The sequence below is a fragment of the Chryseobacterium formosum genome, assembly GCF_026460885.1.
Taxonomy (GTDB): Bacteria; Bacteroidota; Bacteroidia; order Flavobacteriales; family Weeksellaceae; genus Chryseobacterium; species Chryseobacterium formosus.
This window is the reverse complement of the sequence record NZ_JAOVZW010000018.1, coordinates 1-18,022: the sequence shown is the minus strand read 5'-3', so window position 1 is coordinate 18,022 and position 18,022 is coordinate 1. Positions and strand designations below refer to the sequence as shown.

The window sequence follows — 18,022 nt, the reverse complement described above, 5'->3', positions numbered from 1 at the left end:
TATGGACAAGCCACTTTACCTTAAAAATTCCGACGATACAAAATTGTTTAATGAACTGAGAAAAAGAGTGAACGAGCGCGTAGAAACACTTCCCAAAAACAGAGATGTTTACATCCGGATCAAAGCCATTATTTTGCCTTTGGTCTATTTTGGTTTGTATGTGTTTGCACTTTTCAATGCAGACAGACCTTGGGTTTACATTTCCAGTTTTGTTCTGATGGGAATTTCTCTGGTTTTAATTTATTTAAATCTGATTCACGAGGCTGCTCACAACAATATTTTTAAGAGTAAAAAACTCAACAGTTTTGTACTGCAGATTTTCGATTTTGTGGGAGCCAATTCCTACATCTGGAAAAAAAGACATATCACAGCGCACCACGCCTATCCGAATGTTGACGGCTGGGATACCGACATCGAGCAGAGCGGTCTTTTACTCATCGTGCCATGGATCAAGGCTAAAGGAGTTCAGAAATATCAACACTTCTTTTTCTTTCTGGTGTATCCTTTATATCTGTTCAACTGGATGTTTATCAGGGATTTCAGAGATTTTTTTGATAACGACAGAGTGATTTTAAAAACGCAGGGCAAGATTCCGGTTTCAGAGAAAATTAAGATGATTTGCTTTAAATTATTTTACTTTTTCTACCAGATCGCCGTACCGGTTTTATTTTTAAAGGTTTCTTTGGGGTTGGCTTTGGGCGCATGGTTTTTACAGGTGATTGCAGCGAGCATTTTTGCGCTTTTTGTACTGTTGCCACTACATCCGCTGCCAGACAATGCCTTTCCGAAATTGGATGAAAAAAACGGACTCCCGTTCAGCTGGATCCGTCATCAGCTAGAAGTAACGAATGATTTAAAAGAAAACAACTGGTTTGTGCGAAATGTGTTGGGAAATTTCAACTTTCACGTTGCCCACCATCTTTTCCCAAACTACAGCTATATGTATTACAACGAAATTACAGAGGAAATTGAACAGTTTGCCAAAGAAAACAATCTGGGTTACAAACGCTTTCCAATGTTTACTGCTTTGGGCAAACACGTCGATTTGCTGAAGCAAAATGCGAATAACGCTTATTTTATTTTAGAAGAATAAATGGTTTAAAATAAAAAAAATGAATATTGAGTACTGTTTAAGATAAAGAACTTAGCTTGCTTTTACAGGTTTAACGGTTCGTAAAACTTAAAACAATAAGCATTAAAAAACTTAGTGTATTTAGTATTCAAAATGATGATTAAAAATTTAAATTAAAAACAAATCAGTTTAGCGATTCCAAACAGTGGTATACTGTTAAATTGATCAATTGTTACATAAATAAAAATGAAATATTTAAAATTATCAGGGCTGGAACCTCTGATTATTACTCCGGAATCAAATTTTATCAACGTGGGCGAAAGAACCAACGTTGCCGGATCTAAAAAGTTTTTAAGATTAATAAAAGAAGAGAAATTTTCTGAAGCCTTAGAGATCGCAAGAGATCAGGTGGATGGCGGTGCTCAGATTCTTGATGTGAATTTTGACGACGGTTTGATCGACGGAAAAGCTTCCATGATTAAATTCCTGAATTTGATTGGCTCCGAACCGGATATTTCCAAAATCCCAATTATGGTTGATTCTTCCAAATGGGAAATTCTGGAAGCCGGTTTGCAGGTTGTTCAGGGAAAATGCGTGGTGAATTCCATCAGTTTGAAAGGTGGTGAAGAAGAATTCATAAAACAGGCAAAAACCATTAAAAGATACGGAGCCGCCGTGATTGTAATGGCCTTTGATGAAGTAGGGCAGGCCGATACGTATGACAGAAGGCTCGAAATCTGCGAAAGAAGTTATAAAATTTTAACTGAAATTGTTCGTTTTCCTGCTGAAGACATTATTTTCGATTTAAATATTTTCCCAGTAGCCACTGGGATGGATGAGCACCGTCGAAACGCAATCGATTTCATCGAAGCTACGAGATGGGTGAGACAAAATCTTCCTTATGCTTCAGTCAGTGGAGGAGTTTCCAATGTTTCGTTCTCGTTTCGTGGAAATGATACGGTACGTGAAGCGATGCACTCGGTTTTTCTGTACCACGCGATTCAGGCGGGGATGAACATGGGAATTGTAAATCCTGCATTGCTTGAAGTTTATGATGAAATTAATAAAGAACTTCTCGAGCTCGTTGAAGATGTTATTCTCGACAAAAGAGAAGATGCGACTGAAAGGCTTTTGGATTATTCTGAACGGAATAAATCTGTTAAAAAAGAGAAAGTTGAGGAGCTCGAATGGCGTACACATTCTTTGCAGGAAAGAATTACACATTCTCTGGTGAAAGGAATTGACCGATTCATAGAAGAAGATGTGGAAGAAGCCAGATTGCTTGCTGACCGCCCTCTTCACGTGATCGAAGTCAATCTGATGACCGGAATGGGTGTTGTCGGTGATCTTTTCGGTGCAGGAAAAATGTTCCTTCCGCAGGTCGTGAAATCTGCCCGTGTGATGAAAAAAGCGGTTGCTTATCTGCAGCCATTTATTGAAGCTGAAAAAGACGTCGCTCAGAAACCTAACGGAAAAATTTTGATGGCAACCGTAAAAGGCGATGTTCACGATATCGGAAAAAATATTGTGAGTGTCGTTTTGGGTTGTAACAATTACGATATTGTTGATTTGGGCGTGATGGTTCCTGCCGAGAAAATTATTCAGGCAGCGATTGATCACAACGTCGATGTTATTGGTCTGAGCGGACTGATCACGCCAAGTTTGGATGAAATGGTGTACATCGCATCAGAACTGGAAAGACAGAATTTAAATTTCCCTTTGCTGATCGGTGGTGCGACAACTTCTAAAGCTCACACAGCTGTAAAGATTGATTTAAAATATAAAAATGCAGTCGTTCACGTGAATGATGCATCCAGAGCGGTTAACGTGGTAAGTTCATTGCTTGGGGACAGAAATAAAGAATATGTTGACGATCTGAAAAATGACTATTCAGATTTTAGAGAAAAGTTCCTAAACAGACAAGTTGATAAAAATTACGTTACCATCGAAGATGCCCGAAAAGATAAATTTAAAATCGATTGGGAAAACGAAGAAATTTTCACGCCTAACAATTTGGGAATTCAGGTTTTTGAAAATCAGGATTTGGAAGAACTGATTCCGTTTATCGACTGGTCGCCGTTTTTCAGAAGCTGGGATCTCCATGGGAAATATCCGAATATTTTTGATGATGAGGTTGTTGGCGAGCAGGCAAAAGAATTGTTTGCAGACGGACAGAAAATTTTAAAGAAAATTGTTGACGAAAAACTCTTGGTTGCCAAAGCGGTCTTCGGAATTTTTAAAGCCAATTCAAACGAAACCGATGACATTTTAATTTATGATGAAAATGATCAGGAAAAAGTTAAGTTTTTGACTTTAAGACAGCAGGTTCAGAAATCGAAAGGGAAAGATTATATCGCATTAAGCGACTTTATTGCACCAAAAAGTTCAGGAAAGACCGATTACATGGGCGCTTTCTGTGTTTGCACAGGTTTCGGAACAGATGAACTGTCTGATCAGTATGAAAAAGACAACGACGATTACAACGCGATCATGGTAAAAGCTATTGCCGACCGTTTTGCAGAAGCTTACGCCGAATTTTTACATAAAAAAGTGCGTACAGAATACTGGGGTTACGCCAATCAGGAAAACTTAAGCAACGAAGAATTAATTGCCGAAAAATACAAAGGAATTCGTCCTGCTCCGGGCTATCCCGCGTGTCCTGACCATTTGGAAAAGCATGCTATTTGGGATCTTTTGAATGTGGAAGAAGAAATTGGGGTTTATCTGACTGAAAGTTTAGCAATGTTCCCGACAGCAGCCGTTTCCGGATATTATTTTGGAAGTCCGCACGCCAAATATTTTGGTTTAGGAAAAATTTCAGAAGACCAGTTGAAAGAATATGCTGTAAGAAAGGGAATTTCTTTACAGGAAGCCAGAAAATGGCTGAACCCTAATTTGGCAGATGGAATTTAAAATGAAAAAACTTTTTTCTTTTATAATTTTTATGATCTACAGTTTTTCGTTTGCGCAGAACTGTAGATATCAGGTAGCCATCAATTCAGAAAATTTAAAAGCAACAGGGAAATTTAAATTAACTATTGTAAGCACAGACTCTCAATCTTTCAAAATTCCGAAAAAAATTAATTTGTGCAATTTGAGATTGATCGATCTGGAAATGTATGATGAAAGTAAAAAATCTTTTGAAAAAATAAATTTAGCCAAAAAAGATATTGATTGTTTTGATTTTAAAGATAAATCAATAAAGCTTAAACCTGCTAAAACCAATATTTACACAGTTGATATCAAATCTGATCTTGCTGTATTGCAATCGACTGATTTTTTCGAAACCTTTAATGACCGAAAATACAGATTTAAAATTTCTTTTCCTCTCGATTCTTACGCTCGCTGTGGAGAATCAAACAAATTAATTACTGACTAGATATACAAAAATTAAACGACTATTATAATAAATGAAAATCACAGACCATATAAAAAACGCCAACGGCAAAACCTTATTTTCTTTGGAGGTTGTTCCGCCTCAAAAAGGAATTGGAATTGAAGATTTATATACCAACATCGATCCTTTGATGGAGTTTAAACCTCCATTCATCGATGTCACCACTTCCAGAGAAGAATACATCTATATCGACAAAGGAAACGGTTTAATGGAACGCCGAATCACTAGAATGCGTCCCGGAACTTTGGGGATTTGTGCGGCAATTCAACACAAATATGGCGTAGATACCGTTCCTCACTTGCTTTGCGGAGGTTTTACCAAAGAAGAAACAGAATATCTTTTGGTTGACTGTATGTATTTGGGAATCGACAACATCATGGCACTCCGTGGCGACGCGATGAAAGGTCATCAGTATTTCGAAGCAACCCCAGGCGGGCACGCCAGTGCAATGGATTTGGTGAATCAAATCAATAATTTAGGAAGAGGAAAATATCTTCACGACGATCAGGCTTGCGATGATAACAACAAATTCTGCATCGGAGTTGCCGGTTATCCCGAAAAACACATGGAAGCTCCGTCAATGAATTACGATCTGAAATGGCTCAAACAGAAAGTAGATGCAGGAGCAGATTATATTGTAACCCAAATGTTTTTTGACAATAAAAAATACATCGAATTTGTCACAAAAGCCCGTGAAATGGGAATCACGGTTCCAATTATTCCGGGAATTAAACCGATTGCGACGAAGAAACATTTAAAATTACTGCCTCAGGTTTTCAAAATTGATCTGCCTGAAGACTTAATCAACGCTGTAGAAAGTGCAAAAAACAATGAAGCCGTAAAACAGATCGGCGTGGAATGGGCCATCAGCCAATGCAGGGAATTGCTTGATTTTGGCGTTCCCGTACTGCATTTTTACTCGATGGGTAAAAGTGATAATATTAAAAAAGTAGCCGGAGAGCTGTTTTAAATAGTCAGTAAAAGTGAAAAGACAAGGCTTCGGGAATTTTCCGAAGCCTTATTGTTTGTATTCTGTTTGGTATTGAATCAGTTTGTCAAAAACACTTTTCGTCGTGGGTTTGGAAGAATTGGTATTAAAAATAAACATTCCACTGTCGATATTAAAGTAATACTTCTTCGTTTCATCGCTTACTGAAAACCATTTCAACAGACCATTTACAAGATTGATGTCTTCCCATTTTATTGAAGCTTCATCTAAATTGAACGTGTACGGATGTTGATTTAATGTATCCCTGAAAACTATATTTCGGTCTTCAATATAAATAATCCCACTTCCCTGGAATGCTTTCAGTTTAAAAAACTCGTTTTGTGCGTTCCCAAGATTATACCTTACAAAAGCATGAAATTCAGTTGTTCCAACCTCGTCAAGAAGAATTTTTTGTTTCTTTTTTCTGCTTTGCGCCGCAAAATAGGCTATCAAAAGAATAATTACCGGAATTAACAGGATGAAAAATACAATTGCGATAAAGAAAAAAATTAAAGAATCCATAATTTTATTTTGGTTTAAACTTATATCATTGGATGTCTTTCAAATTCCTTGCTGGGATCAAATAAATATCTGTAAGTTGCGAGTTTTCTTGTCACCTCAGTCTCCAAATGCTTCGCGAGTCCCAGCATTTTTGGGTTAAAATCACCAATCCATTGCATTTCAAAATCTAAAAATTCTGTGGCAACCCTGAAATGATTGGCCGCTTCCACTATCAGATAGCCTTCCACACCTTTATTTTGCCATTCAGGAACCACTCCGAAGATCAGGCCGACAAACTTGGTATTGGTTTTTGTGGCTTTGTAGTATAAAAATTTCAGTTTATCCAAAAATCCGAATTTCCCGTTTAGATATTTAAACCATTGGTTCAAATCCGGAATATTAATCCACATCGCAATCGGTTTGTTATTTTCGTAGGCAAACCACGCAATGTGTTCATTCATTACTGGTTTCATCTGATTAAACATTTTTTTAACTTCCTTTAAATTCATCTGTTTTCCGCCACCATGGCTTTCCCACGTTTTGTTGTAAAGTTCAAAAAAATCCTGTGCAAACTGATCCATGTTTGCTTTAGTCACAGGTTTTGCAGAAAAATTTTCGTTTTTTGAATGCTTCGCGTGCATCAGATTGAAAATTCTGGAAGTCGGAGCGTGTGCTTTTCTGCTGAAACACAACATATCATAATAAACCTGAAAACCATAATTCTCAAAAAGATCCTTGTAATACGGGAAATTATAATTCATTCCGTACAAAGGCGGCGTAAAACCATCGATTAAAACGCCCCAGAATTTATCCCGTTCTCCAAAATTTATCGGGCCATCCATCGCTTCCATTCCGATTTCCTGAAGCCAGTTTTTACAGAAATTAAAAATGAAATTAGCTGTTTCCTGATCATTAATGCAGTCGAAAAAACCAATTCCACCTGTTGGTTGATCCTGCAGATACAGCTGATGATTAAAAACAGCAACTTTTCCTACGGTTTCGCCATTTTTATTTGAAAATAAAAAACGTTTGCAGACACCATTGTCAAAAAACTTGTTTTTCTGAGGATCAAAAACGAACTCAATATCTTTATCCAATGGTCGAATGTACGCTTCGTCATTCCTGTAAAGTCTCGCAGGAAACTCCAAAAATTCTTTCTTTTGTGCGTTATTCAGTACTTCTTGTGCAGTGACCATATTTTTATAGACTTTAGATGGGAAAGGTAATTCAATTTAGGTTTAAATTAAAATATAGAATTAATTTTATCCGTATTTTTGTTGCAAAATAAATAAAAATGGTTGATTTTACCGATAACGATGATGATATTTTCACAGGGAAAGAGCATACGCCGATTCGTGAAGATGCCTTTGAGAAATCGCCACAGGAAAAAATAGAAAAAATTACCCAACTCTTCGGAGAAATCATGGAAACCTTAGGTCTTGATATGACCGATGATTCATTAAAAGATTCTCCCAAAAGAGTTGCAAAAATGTATGTCAATGAAATTTTTGGCGGACTTCTTCCGGAAAACAAACCAGGAATTTCTACATTTTCAAACAAATACAAATACCGCCAGATGTTGGTGGAAAAAGACATCACAGTTTACTCATTCTGCGAGCATCACTTTTTGCCAATCATCGGAAGAGCGCACGTTGCCTACATTTCAAACGGCGACGTGATCGGACTCTCAAAAATCAACAGAATTGTTGATTATTACGCAAAAAGACCACAGGTTCAGGAAAGATTAACGATGCAGATAGTAGATGCGTTGAAAGATGCGTTGGGAACTCAAAATGTAGCCTGTATCATCGATGCAAAACATCTTTGCGTGAATTGTAGAGGAATAAAAGACACCGCAAGTTCTACAATTACGGCAGAATTAAGCGGGATTTTCAGAACCAATCCTATTACGAGACAAGAGTTTCTGCATTATGTAGGAAGTCATGCGAAACTGGATTATTAAAACTTGAAAAATGAACAGATTCTCACCTTTATTTATACGAAGTGATCTAAAATTTGTTCTGATTTTCGTGATATTTTTTTCTTGCCAAAAAGAAAAGAACAGCATACCTACTTGTATTGAAGCCCGCCAGATTGCAAAAGCAGATTTCGATAAGCAGAAATACGTTTTTTATGAATATCTATTTGAATGATGATAAATCTAAAAATGTTGATTTTGTTAATATTTTGAAACAAAAGAATATTAAAGTTATATTTAAAACAAAATATCCTGTTTCTTGCTTGCCTAATGACCGGAATGAACTTGAAGAAAGTGAAATTTGCTATCAAACAAAGATGAACAATAGCATTACGGCTAAGTTTGGGCATGGCTTTTTTGATAATGCAAGAGTCGGAGTACAAAAAAATAATGATTTTAAATTGAAAAAATAATCAGGAAATGATAAAATTTAAAAAAGTTTTAAACCAGATTTTCATCACAACCATTGTCTGTTGTGGATAATTTTCTGTGAATCAATTTTAAATTTCAAACCTCAAATTTCAAATCAAATAATGCAACTAAAAATATACAACTCGCTTACAGCGGAAAAAGAAATATTCAAACCAATTTTAGACGAAAATGTAGGAATGTACGTTTGTGGACCGACAGTTTACAGCAACGTACATTTGGGGAATGTGAGAACATTTCTTTCCTTCGATTTTATCTACAGAAGTTTGATGCATTTAGGCTACAAGGTAAGATATGTAAGAAATATTACCGATGCAGGCCACCTTACCGACGACGGAGACGTAAATAACGACCGTTTTGTAAAGCAAACACGTCTTGAAAAATTAGAACCAATGGAAATCGTACAAAAGTACACTGTAGATTTTCATAAAGTTTTGGATATGTTTAATTTACTTCCACCAAATATAGAACCGACTGCCACAGGTCACATTGTTGAACAAATTGAACTGACTCAAAAATTAATAGAGAAAGGTTTTGCTTACGAAAGCAAAGGTTCGGTGTATTTTGATGTTTTAGAATATAACAAAAGAGGCTTGAATTACGGTGAACTTTCAAAACGTAATATCGAAGAGCTTTTTGCCAATACAAGAGATCTTGACGGACAAGGTGAAAAGAAAAATCCACAGGATTTTGCACTTTGGAAAAAAGCATCTCCAGCTCACATTATGCGTTGGAATTCTCCGTGGGGGGAAGGTTTCCCGGGATGGCATCTTGAATGTACTGCGATGAGTACAAAATATCTTGGCGATAAATTCGACATTCACGGTGGTGGAATGGATTTGAAATTCCCACATCACGAATGTGAAATAGCACAAGGGAAAGCTTGCAATGGTGTAGAACCTGTTAATTACTGGATGCACGCCAACATGTTGACGATGAATTCTCAGCGTATGAGCAAGTCTACAGGGAATTATATTTTACCTAAACAATTGGTTTCTGGAGAGAATGATTTTTTTGAAAAACCATTTAATCCTGCGATTGTTCGTTTTTGCTTTTTACAGGCACATTACAGAAGTGTTTTAGATATTTCTAATGACGCAATGTTGGCAAGTGAAAAAGGTTTCAGCAGATTAATGGAAGCATTGAAAATTGTTTCAAGTTTTGATTTTCAGGTTTCAGATTCATCGTCATTTGATTTGAAAGGTTGGAAACAAAAATGTTATGATGCATTGACAGATGATTTCAATTCACCGATTTTGATTTCACATATTTTTGAAGTGGTTAGTTTTATTTTTAAATTAAAAGAAAATAAAGAAACCATTTCAGCAGAGGATTTGCAAGATTTAAAATCAACTTTAAATGCGTTTGTTTTTGATGTTTTAGGTTTACAGAATATCGAAGAAAATAACAACGAAAAATTAGATCAGACATTACAGGTTTTAATTGAATTGAGAAATCAAGCAAGAAAATCTAAAAACTTTGACCTTTCTGACCAGATCAGAGATAAACTTCTAGCAGAAGGAATTGAGCTAAAAGACGGCAGAGACGGTACAACGTACTCAATATCATAAAGTTTTAAATATTTAATATTTACATCCCTTTCAAATTTATCATTTGGAAGGGATTTTTTTATTAACTTTGAGAAGCATCAATTAAAACTATTAACTATGATAAAAAAACTACTCTCTTTTATTCTCTTATTCTTTTCATATCTATTCTTGTTTTCACAATTTAGTTGGCAGAAAATGAACACGGTATATCCTTCAGGTGTAAATAATATTTCTATTAATTACAGTATTGTTAATGACCAAGTGATTTGGGCAAATTCTTGGAATGATATGGGAAGGGTAGCTTACTCAAAAAGTACAGATGGCGGAAATACATGGAATGCAATACCTACTGTATTTCAATATAATGATTACAATTTTCGGGTTACAGATTTTTTTGCAGTTTCGGAAAATGTCGCTTTTTTAGCGGCATCTTATCAGAATAATATCGGAAGAGGACGTTTGTACAAAACCGTAAATGGAGGTGCTACTTGGAATGCTGTAAAAGATTTTTCTACATTATTATCATATATTCATTTTTGGGATGCAAATGTCGGAATTGCTGTTTGTTATCCAGATAATAGTAGTAATGGTTCTAAAAAAATAGAAATATTTAAAACTATAGATGGTGGAGTTACATGGATTGCGAAAGGTGGTAGTTTATTGACAAATTCACGGCCTAATCAAATTCCTAGATATATAAAAGATGATTTGGGAAATTCCTTTTGGTTTGGCTCTAGCGATGGTGAAATGATAAAAACGAATAATCAAGGTACAACATGGTCGGTAACACAATCGCCTTACGATTCTTCTCATTATGAATTTGGTGCTAAAAGCTTAGGGCATTTTGCAATGATTGATTCTAATAGTGCCTATTTTACTGATTATAATACAGGAAAATTGTATAAAACTACAGATGGTTTCTTAACGGAACAATACGTTGGTGATCCCGGATTTGGTCGGCAAACTTATTTAGAGAAAATACCTAATACCGATATTTTAATTGCTGTTTCGGGAAGCTTCAACCCAGGAACTTCAAGAGGGTCAAAGTATAGCACTGATGGCGGTCTTACATGGGTTCTTATTAATAATATAGGCAGAATGTTTATAAAGTCTAAAGGAATCGATATGACTTTTGCTTTCGGTTGGGACGGTTTGGGTGGAGATAGTGATTATTGGAGAATTGTGAAATTAAATGGAAGACCGATTGATCCGCAAGGTCCCCAAAATCCGGGAACTCCCGGTGTTCCAGGCGTTCCGGGAAGTCCTCAGATAGGATCAGGAAGTGAATCTGATATTTTTGGTATTTATCCTATTCCTACAGGTGATTTTTTAAATATTAAATCTAAAATATTGTTAGATTCTTTCTCAATTTGGGATTTTTCAGGAAGATTAATTTGGCAAGGAAAAAGTAACGATAATAAAATAAATGTCTCTTGGCTTAGCAAAGGTGTCTATCAGGTTTCTGTGTTGCATCAGGGAATTTATCACTATAGAAAATTCATTAAAGAATAAATATTTTCTTTGACGTTAAATACTGCGAAACGATAAAATATAATTCTAAGTTTATTTAAAAATCAAAACTCTCATTACTTTAAGTTTTGAGAGTTTTTTTATTTTCTTATTCAATAAAATTATTTAACTTAGTAAGAACAAAAACATTACAAATAAAAATCGATATATGAAAAAACATTTATTCCCTATTATCTTATTATTACTTGGAAATACAATCAACGCACAACAAGATTTTTTTGCATTGACAGGAAAAGATTCTCCAAGAATTGAGTTTAGTGACTTCCGTGCAATGAATTCGGATGGAACTTCTGGGCAAAGTATTTTCGGCGTTTCTTCGGAAGCAAAAGTTATTTCTCAGGAAAGAAAAACTGCGGTTACCGAAGATAAAAACACTTATAATCATGCTCAGTCGATGACTTTAGCGGCTTTAGCATTAGATTCCTCTGGAAATAATTTGGTGTATATGCCGATGTTTTCTTCTAATATTTATGTTTTAAATCAAAAAACAAAAGAAATTACTTTAGTTGAAAATTCAGTTGCGAGAGTTACATCTTGTGATATCAATTCGCATATTACGAGAATGACAACCGGTTACGACGGAAATATTTATGCAATTAACAATGCAGGAACGCAATTCCTACAAATCACCAAGAAAAATAATCAATATGCTGTAAACGATCTTGGAACGATTAAAGATGATCCTTCAAATGGTAAAAATTCGTTTACCGAAATGTCAAGCGGTTTTGGAGGCGATATGATTGCCGATGCAGACAATAATTTCTTCGTTTTTTCAACTTCAGGAAATGTGTTTAAAGTTTCAACAAAAGAATTAAACGCAAAATTTGTCGGAAAAATCACTGGTTTGCCTGAAACGTATTCCGTAAACGGAGCGGCTGTAAATTCAAAAGGAAAAGTAGTAGTTGCAAGTGCAAAAGGAGCTGCTTTATATGAATTAAATCTTGAAAATTTAGAAGCTAAACAGCTTCCGGGAGAACAAAATCTTCACATCTACGATTTGGCAAGTAAGTATTTTGCAAATGAAAGAGTTGCGGCTGTAGCTGCATTGGCGAATATTGATGTTTATCCTACAAGAGTTGACGAGCAAAACATCACTGTAAATGTGAACGATAAAGCTGTAAAAGGAAATATTAAAGTGAATATTTTCGATGCTTCCGGGAAATCTGTAATGACAACTAATTTATCGGTTAAAGACGGAAATCTTAATCAGCAGATTCAGCTTAGAAATCTTGTGACAGGAGCTTATATCGTAAATATTGCAGAAGAATCTGGTAAGATTTTACTTTCTAAGAAAATTTTGGTTACCAAATAAATTTACTTTTTTATAATATTTAAAGACCTTTTCTCAGTTTTGAGAAGAGGTTTTTTAATGAATATTTGATGTTGCAACAACTTGTTTTTCAATTTTTAAACGTATTTTTAAGAAAAATATACATAGATGAAATTATATTTTAATATAGAATATCATGCGAAGCCGGGCGAAAAACTAGAATTGATCATTGAGGAAAAAGATTCTGCCATTCGAAATCACATGATGTTTCATGCCGAAAATGGCTTATGGAAATGTGAAGTAGATTTTTTTTCAAAATCAATTGCTTATCAATATCAGCTTAAAGACGAAAAAGGAAATGTCTTGCATGAAGAATTTGTTCAGCATCATTTAAATTTTCCTCACAACTATAAAGAGTTTTTAATTTTTGATGAATGGAACAGTAAAAACTTTCCTGAAAATTATTTAAATAATAAAATTCTTAAAAATAAGCTTAATCATTTCAGTCCACGAAAAACTTTAGTTCTAAAAAAGCACACTCATTTATTCAGAATTGAAGCACCAGTTTATAATCCGGATTGGGAAATTATCTTAATTGGAAATGTTACCTCTTTAGGAAATTGGAGCTATGAAAATTCAATTCATTTGTCTCAGACAGATTTCGGAATTTGGGAAGCTTCGGTTGAAATTGCCGAAATTCAATTGATTCAATACAAATATGCAATTTTTGATAAAAAACAGCAGAAAATAATTGATGTTGAAAGTGGTGAAAACAGATCAACTCATCCCAATCCACAAAATGATGTCTTGCAGATTGTTTCAGATCATTATTTTAGATTTAAATCTTATCAAATGTATCACGATGCAGGAGTTGCAGTTCCTGTTTTCTCTTTACGAACCGAAAATGGTTTTGGCGTAGGTGAATTTTCAGATTTAAAAAAACTGGCAGATTGGGCAAATCAAACTTCGTTGGGAATTATTCAGATTTTACCAATAAATGACACAACTGCAAATTATTCTTGGACAGATTCTTATCCTTATGCAGCGGTTTCTGTTTACGCTTTACATCCACAATATATCTCTATAGAAAATCTTGATTTTAAATTACCGAAGGATTTAGTTCAAGAATATCAAGCTGAGAAAAATGAATTAAATTCGTTGGAATTAGTTGATTATGAAAAGGTAATTTCTTCAAAATGGAAATATCTGAAAGCTGTTTTCAATGTAGAAAAAGAGAAAATTTACAAAGACAGAAGTTTCAAAAAATTCTTAAAAGACAACGAAGAATGGCTTCTACCTTATTCAGCTTTTTGTGTTTTAAGAGATAAATATAAAACTCCGAATTTCAACAATTGGAAAACCCATAAAAAATACATTGCAGGAAAAATTACTCCGTTTTTCTCGGCTAAAAATAAAGATTATGATGCGTCAATGCTCCATGCTTGGGTGCAATTTCAACTTAATAAGCAACTAAAAGATGCGGTAGAATATATTCATGGTTTAGGAATTTCTTTGAAAGGAGATTTACCAATCGGAATTTATAGATATTCTGTAGAAGCTTGGACGGAACCTGAATTATTCGGGATGGATTTTCAGGCAGGAGCTCCACCAGATCAGTTTACGGAAATCGGACAAAACTGGGAATTCCCGACGTATAATTGGGAAGCAATGAAGAATGACAATTATAAATGGTGGAAAAACCGATTCAAAGCATTGGAGAAATATTTTGATGCAATGAGAATTGATCATATTCTTGGTTTTTTCAGAATCTGGAGAATGCCTATTTCTGCAACTCAGGGAATTTTGGGTTATTTTTACCCTGCAGTTCCGGTAGTTTTGGATGAATTTAGAGCGAGACATATTCCTTTTGATTTTGAAAGATATTGTACACCTTTCATCAATGATGAGATTTTGTGGAAATATTTTGGGGAAGAAAGTTTCAAAGCATTAGAATTTATTAATAAAAATTCAGACGGAAAATATCATTTTAAAGAAGAATTTAATACGCAGAGAAAAATTTCAGATTATTTCAAAGAATCAAATGATGATTTAGCTGAGAAATTAATTTCACTATGCGCCAATGTTTTGTTTTTAACGGAAGAAAAAAATGGTGATACCGTGTACCATCCAAGATTCAATGTTTTTAAAACTGAATCTTACCAATATCTTTCTGACTGGGAGAAAAGGTCGATTTACGAGCTTTATCAGGATTATTTCTTCAAAAGACAAGATTATTTATGGAAAGAAAATGCAATGGAGAAACTTCCTGTGATTTTGAATGCTACAGATATGCTGATTTGCGGTGAAGATTTAGGTTTAGTTCCCGATTGTGTTCCCGAAGTGATGGATGAATTGGCAATCATTGCTTTGAAAGTTCAGCGAATGCCTTCAGGAAATATTCAGTTTTACAATCCTAAAAAGGCAGAGTATTTGAATGTGGTTACGGGTTCTTCTCACGACAGCTCGACGCTTCGACAATGGTGGAAAGAAAATCCTCAATTAACGCAGACTTATTTTAATCAACAATTAAATCAACAAGGAAAAGCTCCGGAAGATTTGAGTCCATATTTAGCGGAAATTATTATGAAGCAACATCTTTACAACGATGCTATGTTGGCGATTTTCCCGATTCAGGAATTCTTTGCTCTTAACGAAAATTTGGTTAATCTTGAAATAGATAATGAACGAATTAACAATCCTGCAGAGTTTCCGCACTATTGGCGATACAGAATGCACTTAAATTTAGAAAATTTAATGAAAAATTCAGAATTTAACCAGAAAATTTCAACTTGGATTAATGACAGTGGTCGAAATTGATGAAAATTATTTAATTGAAAATCAATTGTTTAAAAATATTTTAAGAAGAAGTTTTATCTGAGGATTTAACTTCTTTTTTTTATTCATATCAAAAAGACAAGAATGAGAATTCTTATTTAACCAATTAATGATTAAAAAAATGAAAAAAATATTTATAGGATTTGCACTTGGATTAGCAACTTTAACTTTTGCTCAGCAATATCCAAATAACGGTGGCTATAATGACGGCTATTACGGAAATAACGACGGATATTATAGTGATGAAGATGACAGGAATTATTTTCCGGATGACTATTACTACAATTATCCTCAAGATTATTATCCTCAGGATTATTACCAAAGTTATTATAACGATTACAGACAAAGTATTATAAATATCAACTGGAACGGTTTCTTTGCTCAGAACAGATTAAACCGTTGGCAAATTGATCAGATTTTGTATCTGAATAATTTATACTCAAACTTTGCAACTTGGAATAATTTCTACCGTTACAATCCAGACAGATGGTATTACGACAGATTTTATGCAATGGAAAGAATTTTAGGCCCAAGAGTTTTTGTGGTTTTCCAGAATAATTATTATCACGGAGCGAGCCCGGTTGTATATTTCCAAAATTATAGAAGAACGCATTATGTTCCTAGATTTAGAGTAACTCCGAGATATAGAAATGTAAACATCAATGTCTATAAAGTTGAAAGAAGCGGTTTCCGTGGAAATGATAACCCAACTTTAAATATGGTGAGAAATTCAGGATTCAGAAATAATAATTCTGGAGGAGCAAGAAATGAAAGTGGCGTAAGAGGAGGAAGTAATGGTGGATTCAGAAATTCTGATAATGGTGTAAGAAATAACAACGGAAACAATGGAGTGAGAGGAAATTCAGGAAACGGTGGTTTCAGATCTGAAAGTCCAAGAGTTGAGAGCAGTTCTCCGAGAAATAATGGTAATGGCGGCTTCAGATCAGAAACTCCAAGAACGGTTTCTCCAAGATCAGAAAGCAGTTCGCCTCGAAATAACGGAAATGGTGGATTCAGATCTCAACCGAGAAACGAAAGTTTTAGCCCGAGACAAAATAGTTCTCCAAGACAGGAAAGCAGAGGAGGTGAAGGAAGAGGCTCTGGCTTTAGAGGGAATTTAGTGAGTAATTAGTTTTCATATATTATATTTGAGTGGTGTTGAGAGTAGATTTTTTATCTACTCTCTTTTTTATTTTAAAAATGTTTAAATATTTAATATTAAAATTTAACAATATTTATGAATTTCGTTTTTAACTTCTTCTGAAATTTAGTATCAAAAAGATATAACAAACAATTAATTAATTTAAGCACATGAAAAAATTAGTATTAGCCGCAGCGTTTATCGTAACAGGAAGTTTCGCAATGGCACAGCAAGTAAATCCTCAGGATAAAAAAATCAACAGAGAGGAAATGCATAAAAAAATGGAGCAGAAGCATGAAGAAAAAATGGCTGAAATGCAAAAAGATTTAAATCTGAACGAAGCTCAGGTTGCTAAAATAAAAGGTCTGCACGAAAAACGAAAAGCTGAAATGAAAGCTAACTTTGAAAAAAACAAAGGTGAAAGACAGGCAAGAATGGAGAAGATGAAAGCTAAAAGACAACAAATGGATGCCGAAATGAAAAGCATTTTGTCTCCAGAACAATATGATAAATGGCAGGCTTCAAGAAAAGCAAAAATGGAAGAGAGAAAAGCTGCGATGAAAGAAAGAGGTTTTAAAGGTGAAAGAAAAATGATGGCGAAACCTCAGTCTGGAGCTTCAATCTAAGCTGATGTAGAAGTTTATAATTTTGATTTTTAATGTTAGAGGACAGAAGCAATTCTGTCCTTTTTTATATTCAATCTAAATCTAAATTTTGTGAAAACTTTCCAATTCGCCTTATAATCCGTAAATTTGAGTATAAATTTTTTATTATGGTAAGTGAAAAAATTGCACAGTTAATAAACGAACAAATCGCACACGAGCAATATGCGGCTCAATATTATCTTTCTATGTCGGCTTGGTTTTCGGCAAAAGATTTAGACGGAATTGCCAATTACTTCAGAGTTCAGAGCAAAGAAGAATTGATGCATGCCGATAAAATGTTTGATTACTTAAATGATGTAGGAGGTCAAATTGTTATTGGAGAAATTGCGCAGCCGCCTCATGTATTTGAGAGCGCAGTAGATATTTTCGAAAAAGCTTTGGAACACGAAAAGAAAGTAACAAAAAGCATCTTCAACATCGTGAAAAATGCAAATGACGAAGGTGATTTTGCAACGACTTCCTTCTTGCAGTGGTTTATCAATGAGCAAGTGGAAGAAGAGGCAAGTGCTTCTCAATATGTGACAAAAATTAAAATGGTTTGCGATAATCCTTCTGCATTATATCTTTTTGATCAGGAACTGGCGAAAAGAGTTTTTGTAGCAGATGCAACAGCGTAAGTTATTTTAATTAATATGATAAAGTTTCGGCGGCACCAAAGGTGCCGCC

Annotated in this window: 15 protein-coding genes; 13 read left to right on the top strand and 2 right to left on the bottom strand. The window is 34.7% G+C overall.

Annotated elements, in window-relative coordinates; translation table 11 throughout:
- Position 1 precedes the first annotated feature (1 nt).
- The 4 genes from OF897_RS14540 (at position 2) to metF (ending at position 5,439) form a co-directional block, all read left to right on the top strand.
- Entirely contained in the window at positions 2-1,093 is a 1,092-nt protein-coding gene (locus OF897_RS14540) for a fatty acid desaturase family protein (RefSeq protein WP_267266416.1), read from the top strand.
- Positions 1,094-1,318: 225 nt separating this feature from the next.
- Positions 1,319-3,985, top strand: a complete 2,667-nt coding sequence (gene metH, locus OF897_RS14535) for a methionine synthase (RefSeq protein WP_267266415.1) — start codon at positions 1,319-1,321, stop codon at positions 3,983-3,985.
- Between the two features lie 31 nt (positions 3,986-4,016).
- Positions 4,017-4,451: a hypothetical protein gene (locus tag OF897_RS14530; RefSeq protein ID WP_267266414.1), complete on the top strand. Its 435-nt coding sequence runs from the start codon at positions 4,017-4,019 to the stop codon at positions 4,449-4,451.
- Positions 4,452-4,482: 31 nt separating this feature from the next.
- Positions 4,483-5,439: a methylenetetrahydrofolate reductase [NAD(P)H] gene (gene metF / locus OF897_RS14525; RefSeq protein ID WP_262149436.1), complete on the top strand. Its 957-nt coding sequence runs from the start codon at positions 4,483-4,485 to the stop codon at positions 5,437-5,439.
- Between the two features lie 48 nt (positions 5,440-5,487).
- Here the strand turns inward: metF and OF897_RS14520 are convergent, their stop codons facing one another.
- On the bottom strand, positions 5,488-5,979 hold the full coding sequence (locus tag OF897_RS14520; RefSeq protein WP_267266413.1) for a hypothetical protein: 492 nt from the start codon (positions 5,977-5,979) through the stop codon (positions 5,488-5,490).
- Between the two features lie 20 nt (positions 5,980-5,999).
- Positions 6,000-7,154, bottom strand: a complete 1,155-nt coding sequence (locus OF897_RS14515) for a hypothetical protein (RefSeq protein WP_267266412.1) — start codon at positions 7,152-7,154, stop codon at positions 6,000-6,002.
- Positions 7,155-7,252: 98 nt separating this feature from the next.
- Here OF897_RS14515 and folE point away from each other — a divergent pair, with 98 nt between their 5' ends.
- From folE to OF897_RS14470, 9 genes are all read left to right on the top strand, one after another.
- A complete protein-coding gene (gene folE / locus OF897_RS14510; protein WP_262149433.1) occupies positions 7,253-7,921 on the top strand; it encodes a GTP cyclohydrolase I FolE in 669 nt (222 codons plus the stop codon).
- Between the two features lie 170 nt (positions 7,922-8,091).
- Positions 8,092-8,349 carry a hypothetical protein gene (locus OF897_RS14505; RefSeq protein WP_267266411.1) on the top strand — a complete coding sequence of 86 codons (258 nt, stop codon included), beginning with the start codon at positions 8,092-8,094 and terminating at the stop codon, positions 8,347-8,349.
- 120 nt (positions 8,350-8,469) lie between these two features.
- On the top strand, positions 8,470-9,936 hold the full coding sequence (gene cysS, locus OF897_RS14500; protein WP_267266410.1) for a cysteine--tRNA ligase: 1,467 nt from the start codon (positions 8,470-8,472) through the stop codon (positions 9,934-9,936).
- A 174-nt stretch (positions 9,937-10,110) separates the two neighbouring features.
- The gene (locus tag OF897_RS14495) at positions 10,111-11,427 is read left to right on the top strand and encodes a T9SS type A sorting domain-containing protein (protein WP_267266409.1); all 1,317 of its coding nucleotides are present in this window, start codon (positions 10,111-10,113) and stop codon (positions 11,425-11,427) included.
- Positions 11,428-11,593: 166 nt separating this feature from the next.
- Positions 11,594-12,757, top strand: coding sequence for a T9SS type A sorting domain-containing protein (locus OF897_RS14490; RefSeq protein WP_267266408.1), 1,164 nt, complete (start codon positions 11,594-11,596; stop codon positions 12,755-12,757).
- A gap of 126 nt (positions 12,758-12,883) precedes the next feature.
- Positions 12,884-15,532 (top strand): 4-alpha-glucanotransferase, encoded by a 2,649-nt coding sequence (locus tag OF897_RS14485; protein WP_267266407.1) that lies wholly within the window; start codon positions 12,884-12,886, stop codon positions 15,530-15,532.
- Positions 15,533-15,671: 139 nt separating this feature from the next.
- Complete coding sequence (locus tag OF897_RS14480) at positions 15,672-16,682, top strand: hypothetical protein (protein WP_267266406.1); 1,011 nt, start codon at positions 15,672-15,674, stop codon at positions 16,680-16,682.
- A gap of 179 nt (positions 16,683-16,861) precedes the next feature.
- Entirely contained in the window at positions 16,862-17,317 is a 456-nt protein-coding gene (locus OF897_RS14475; protein ID WP_267266405.1) for a hypothetical protein, read from the top strand.
- Positions 17,318-17,463: 146 nt separating this feature from the next.
- A complete protein-coding gene (locus OF897_RS14470) occupies positions 17,464-17,973 on the top strand; it encodes a ferritin (RefSeq protein WP_267266404.1) in 510 nt (169 codons plus the stop codon).
- Positions 17,974-18,022 lie beyond the last annotated feature (49 nt).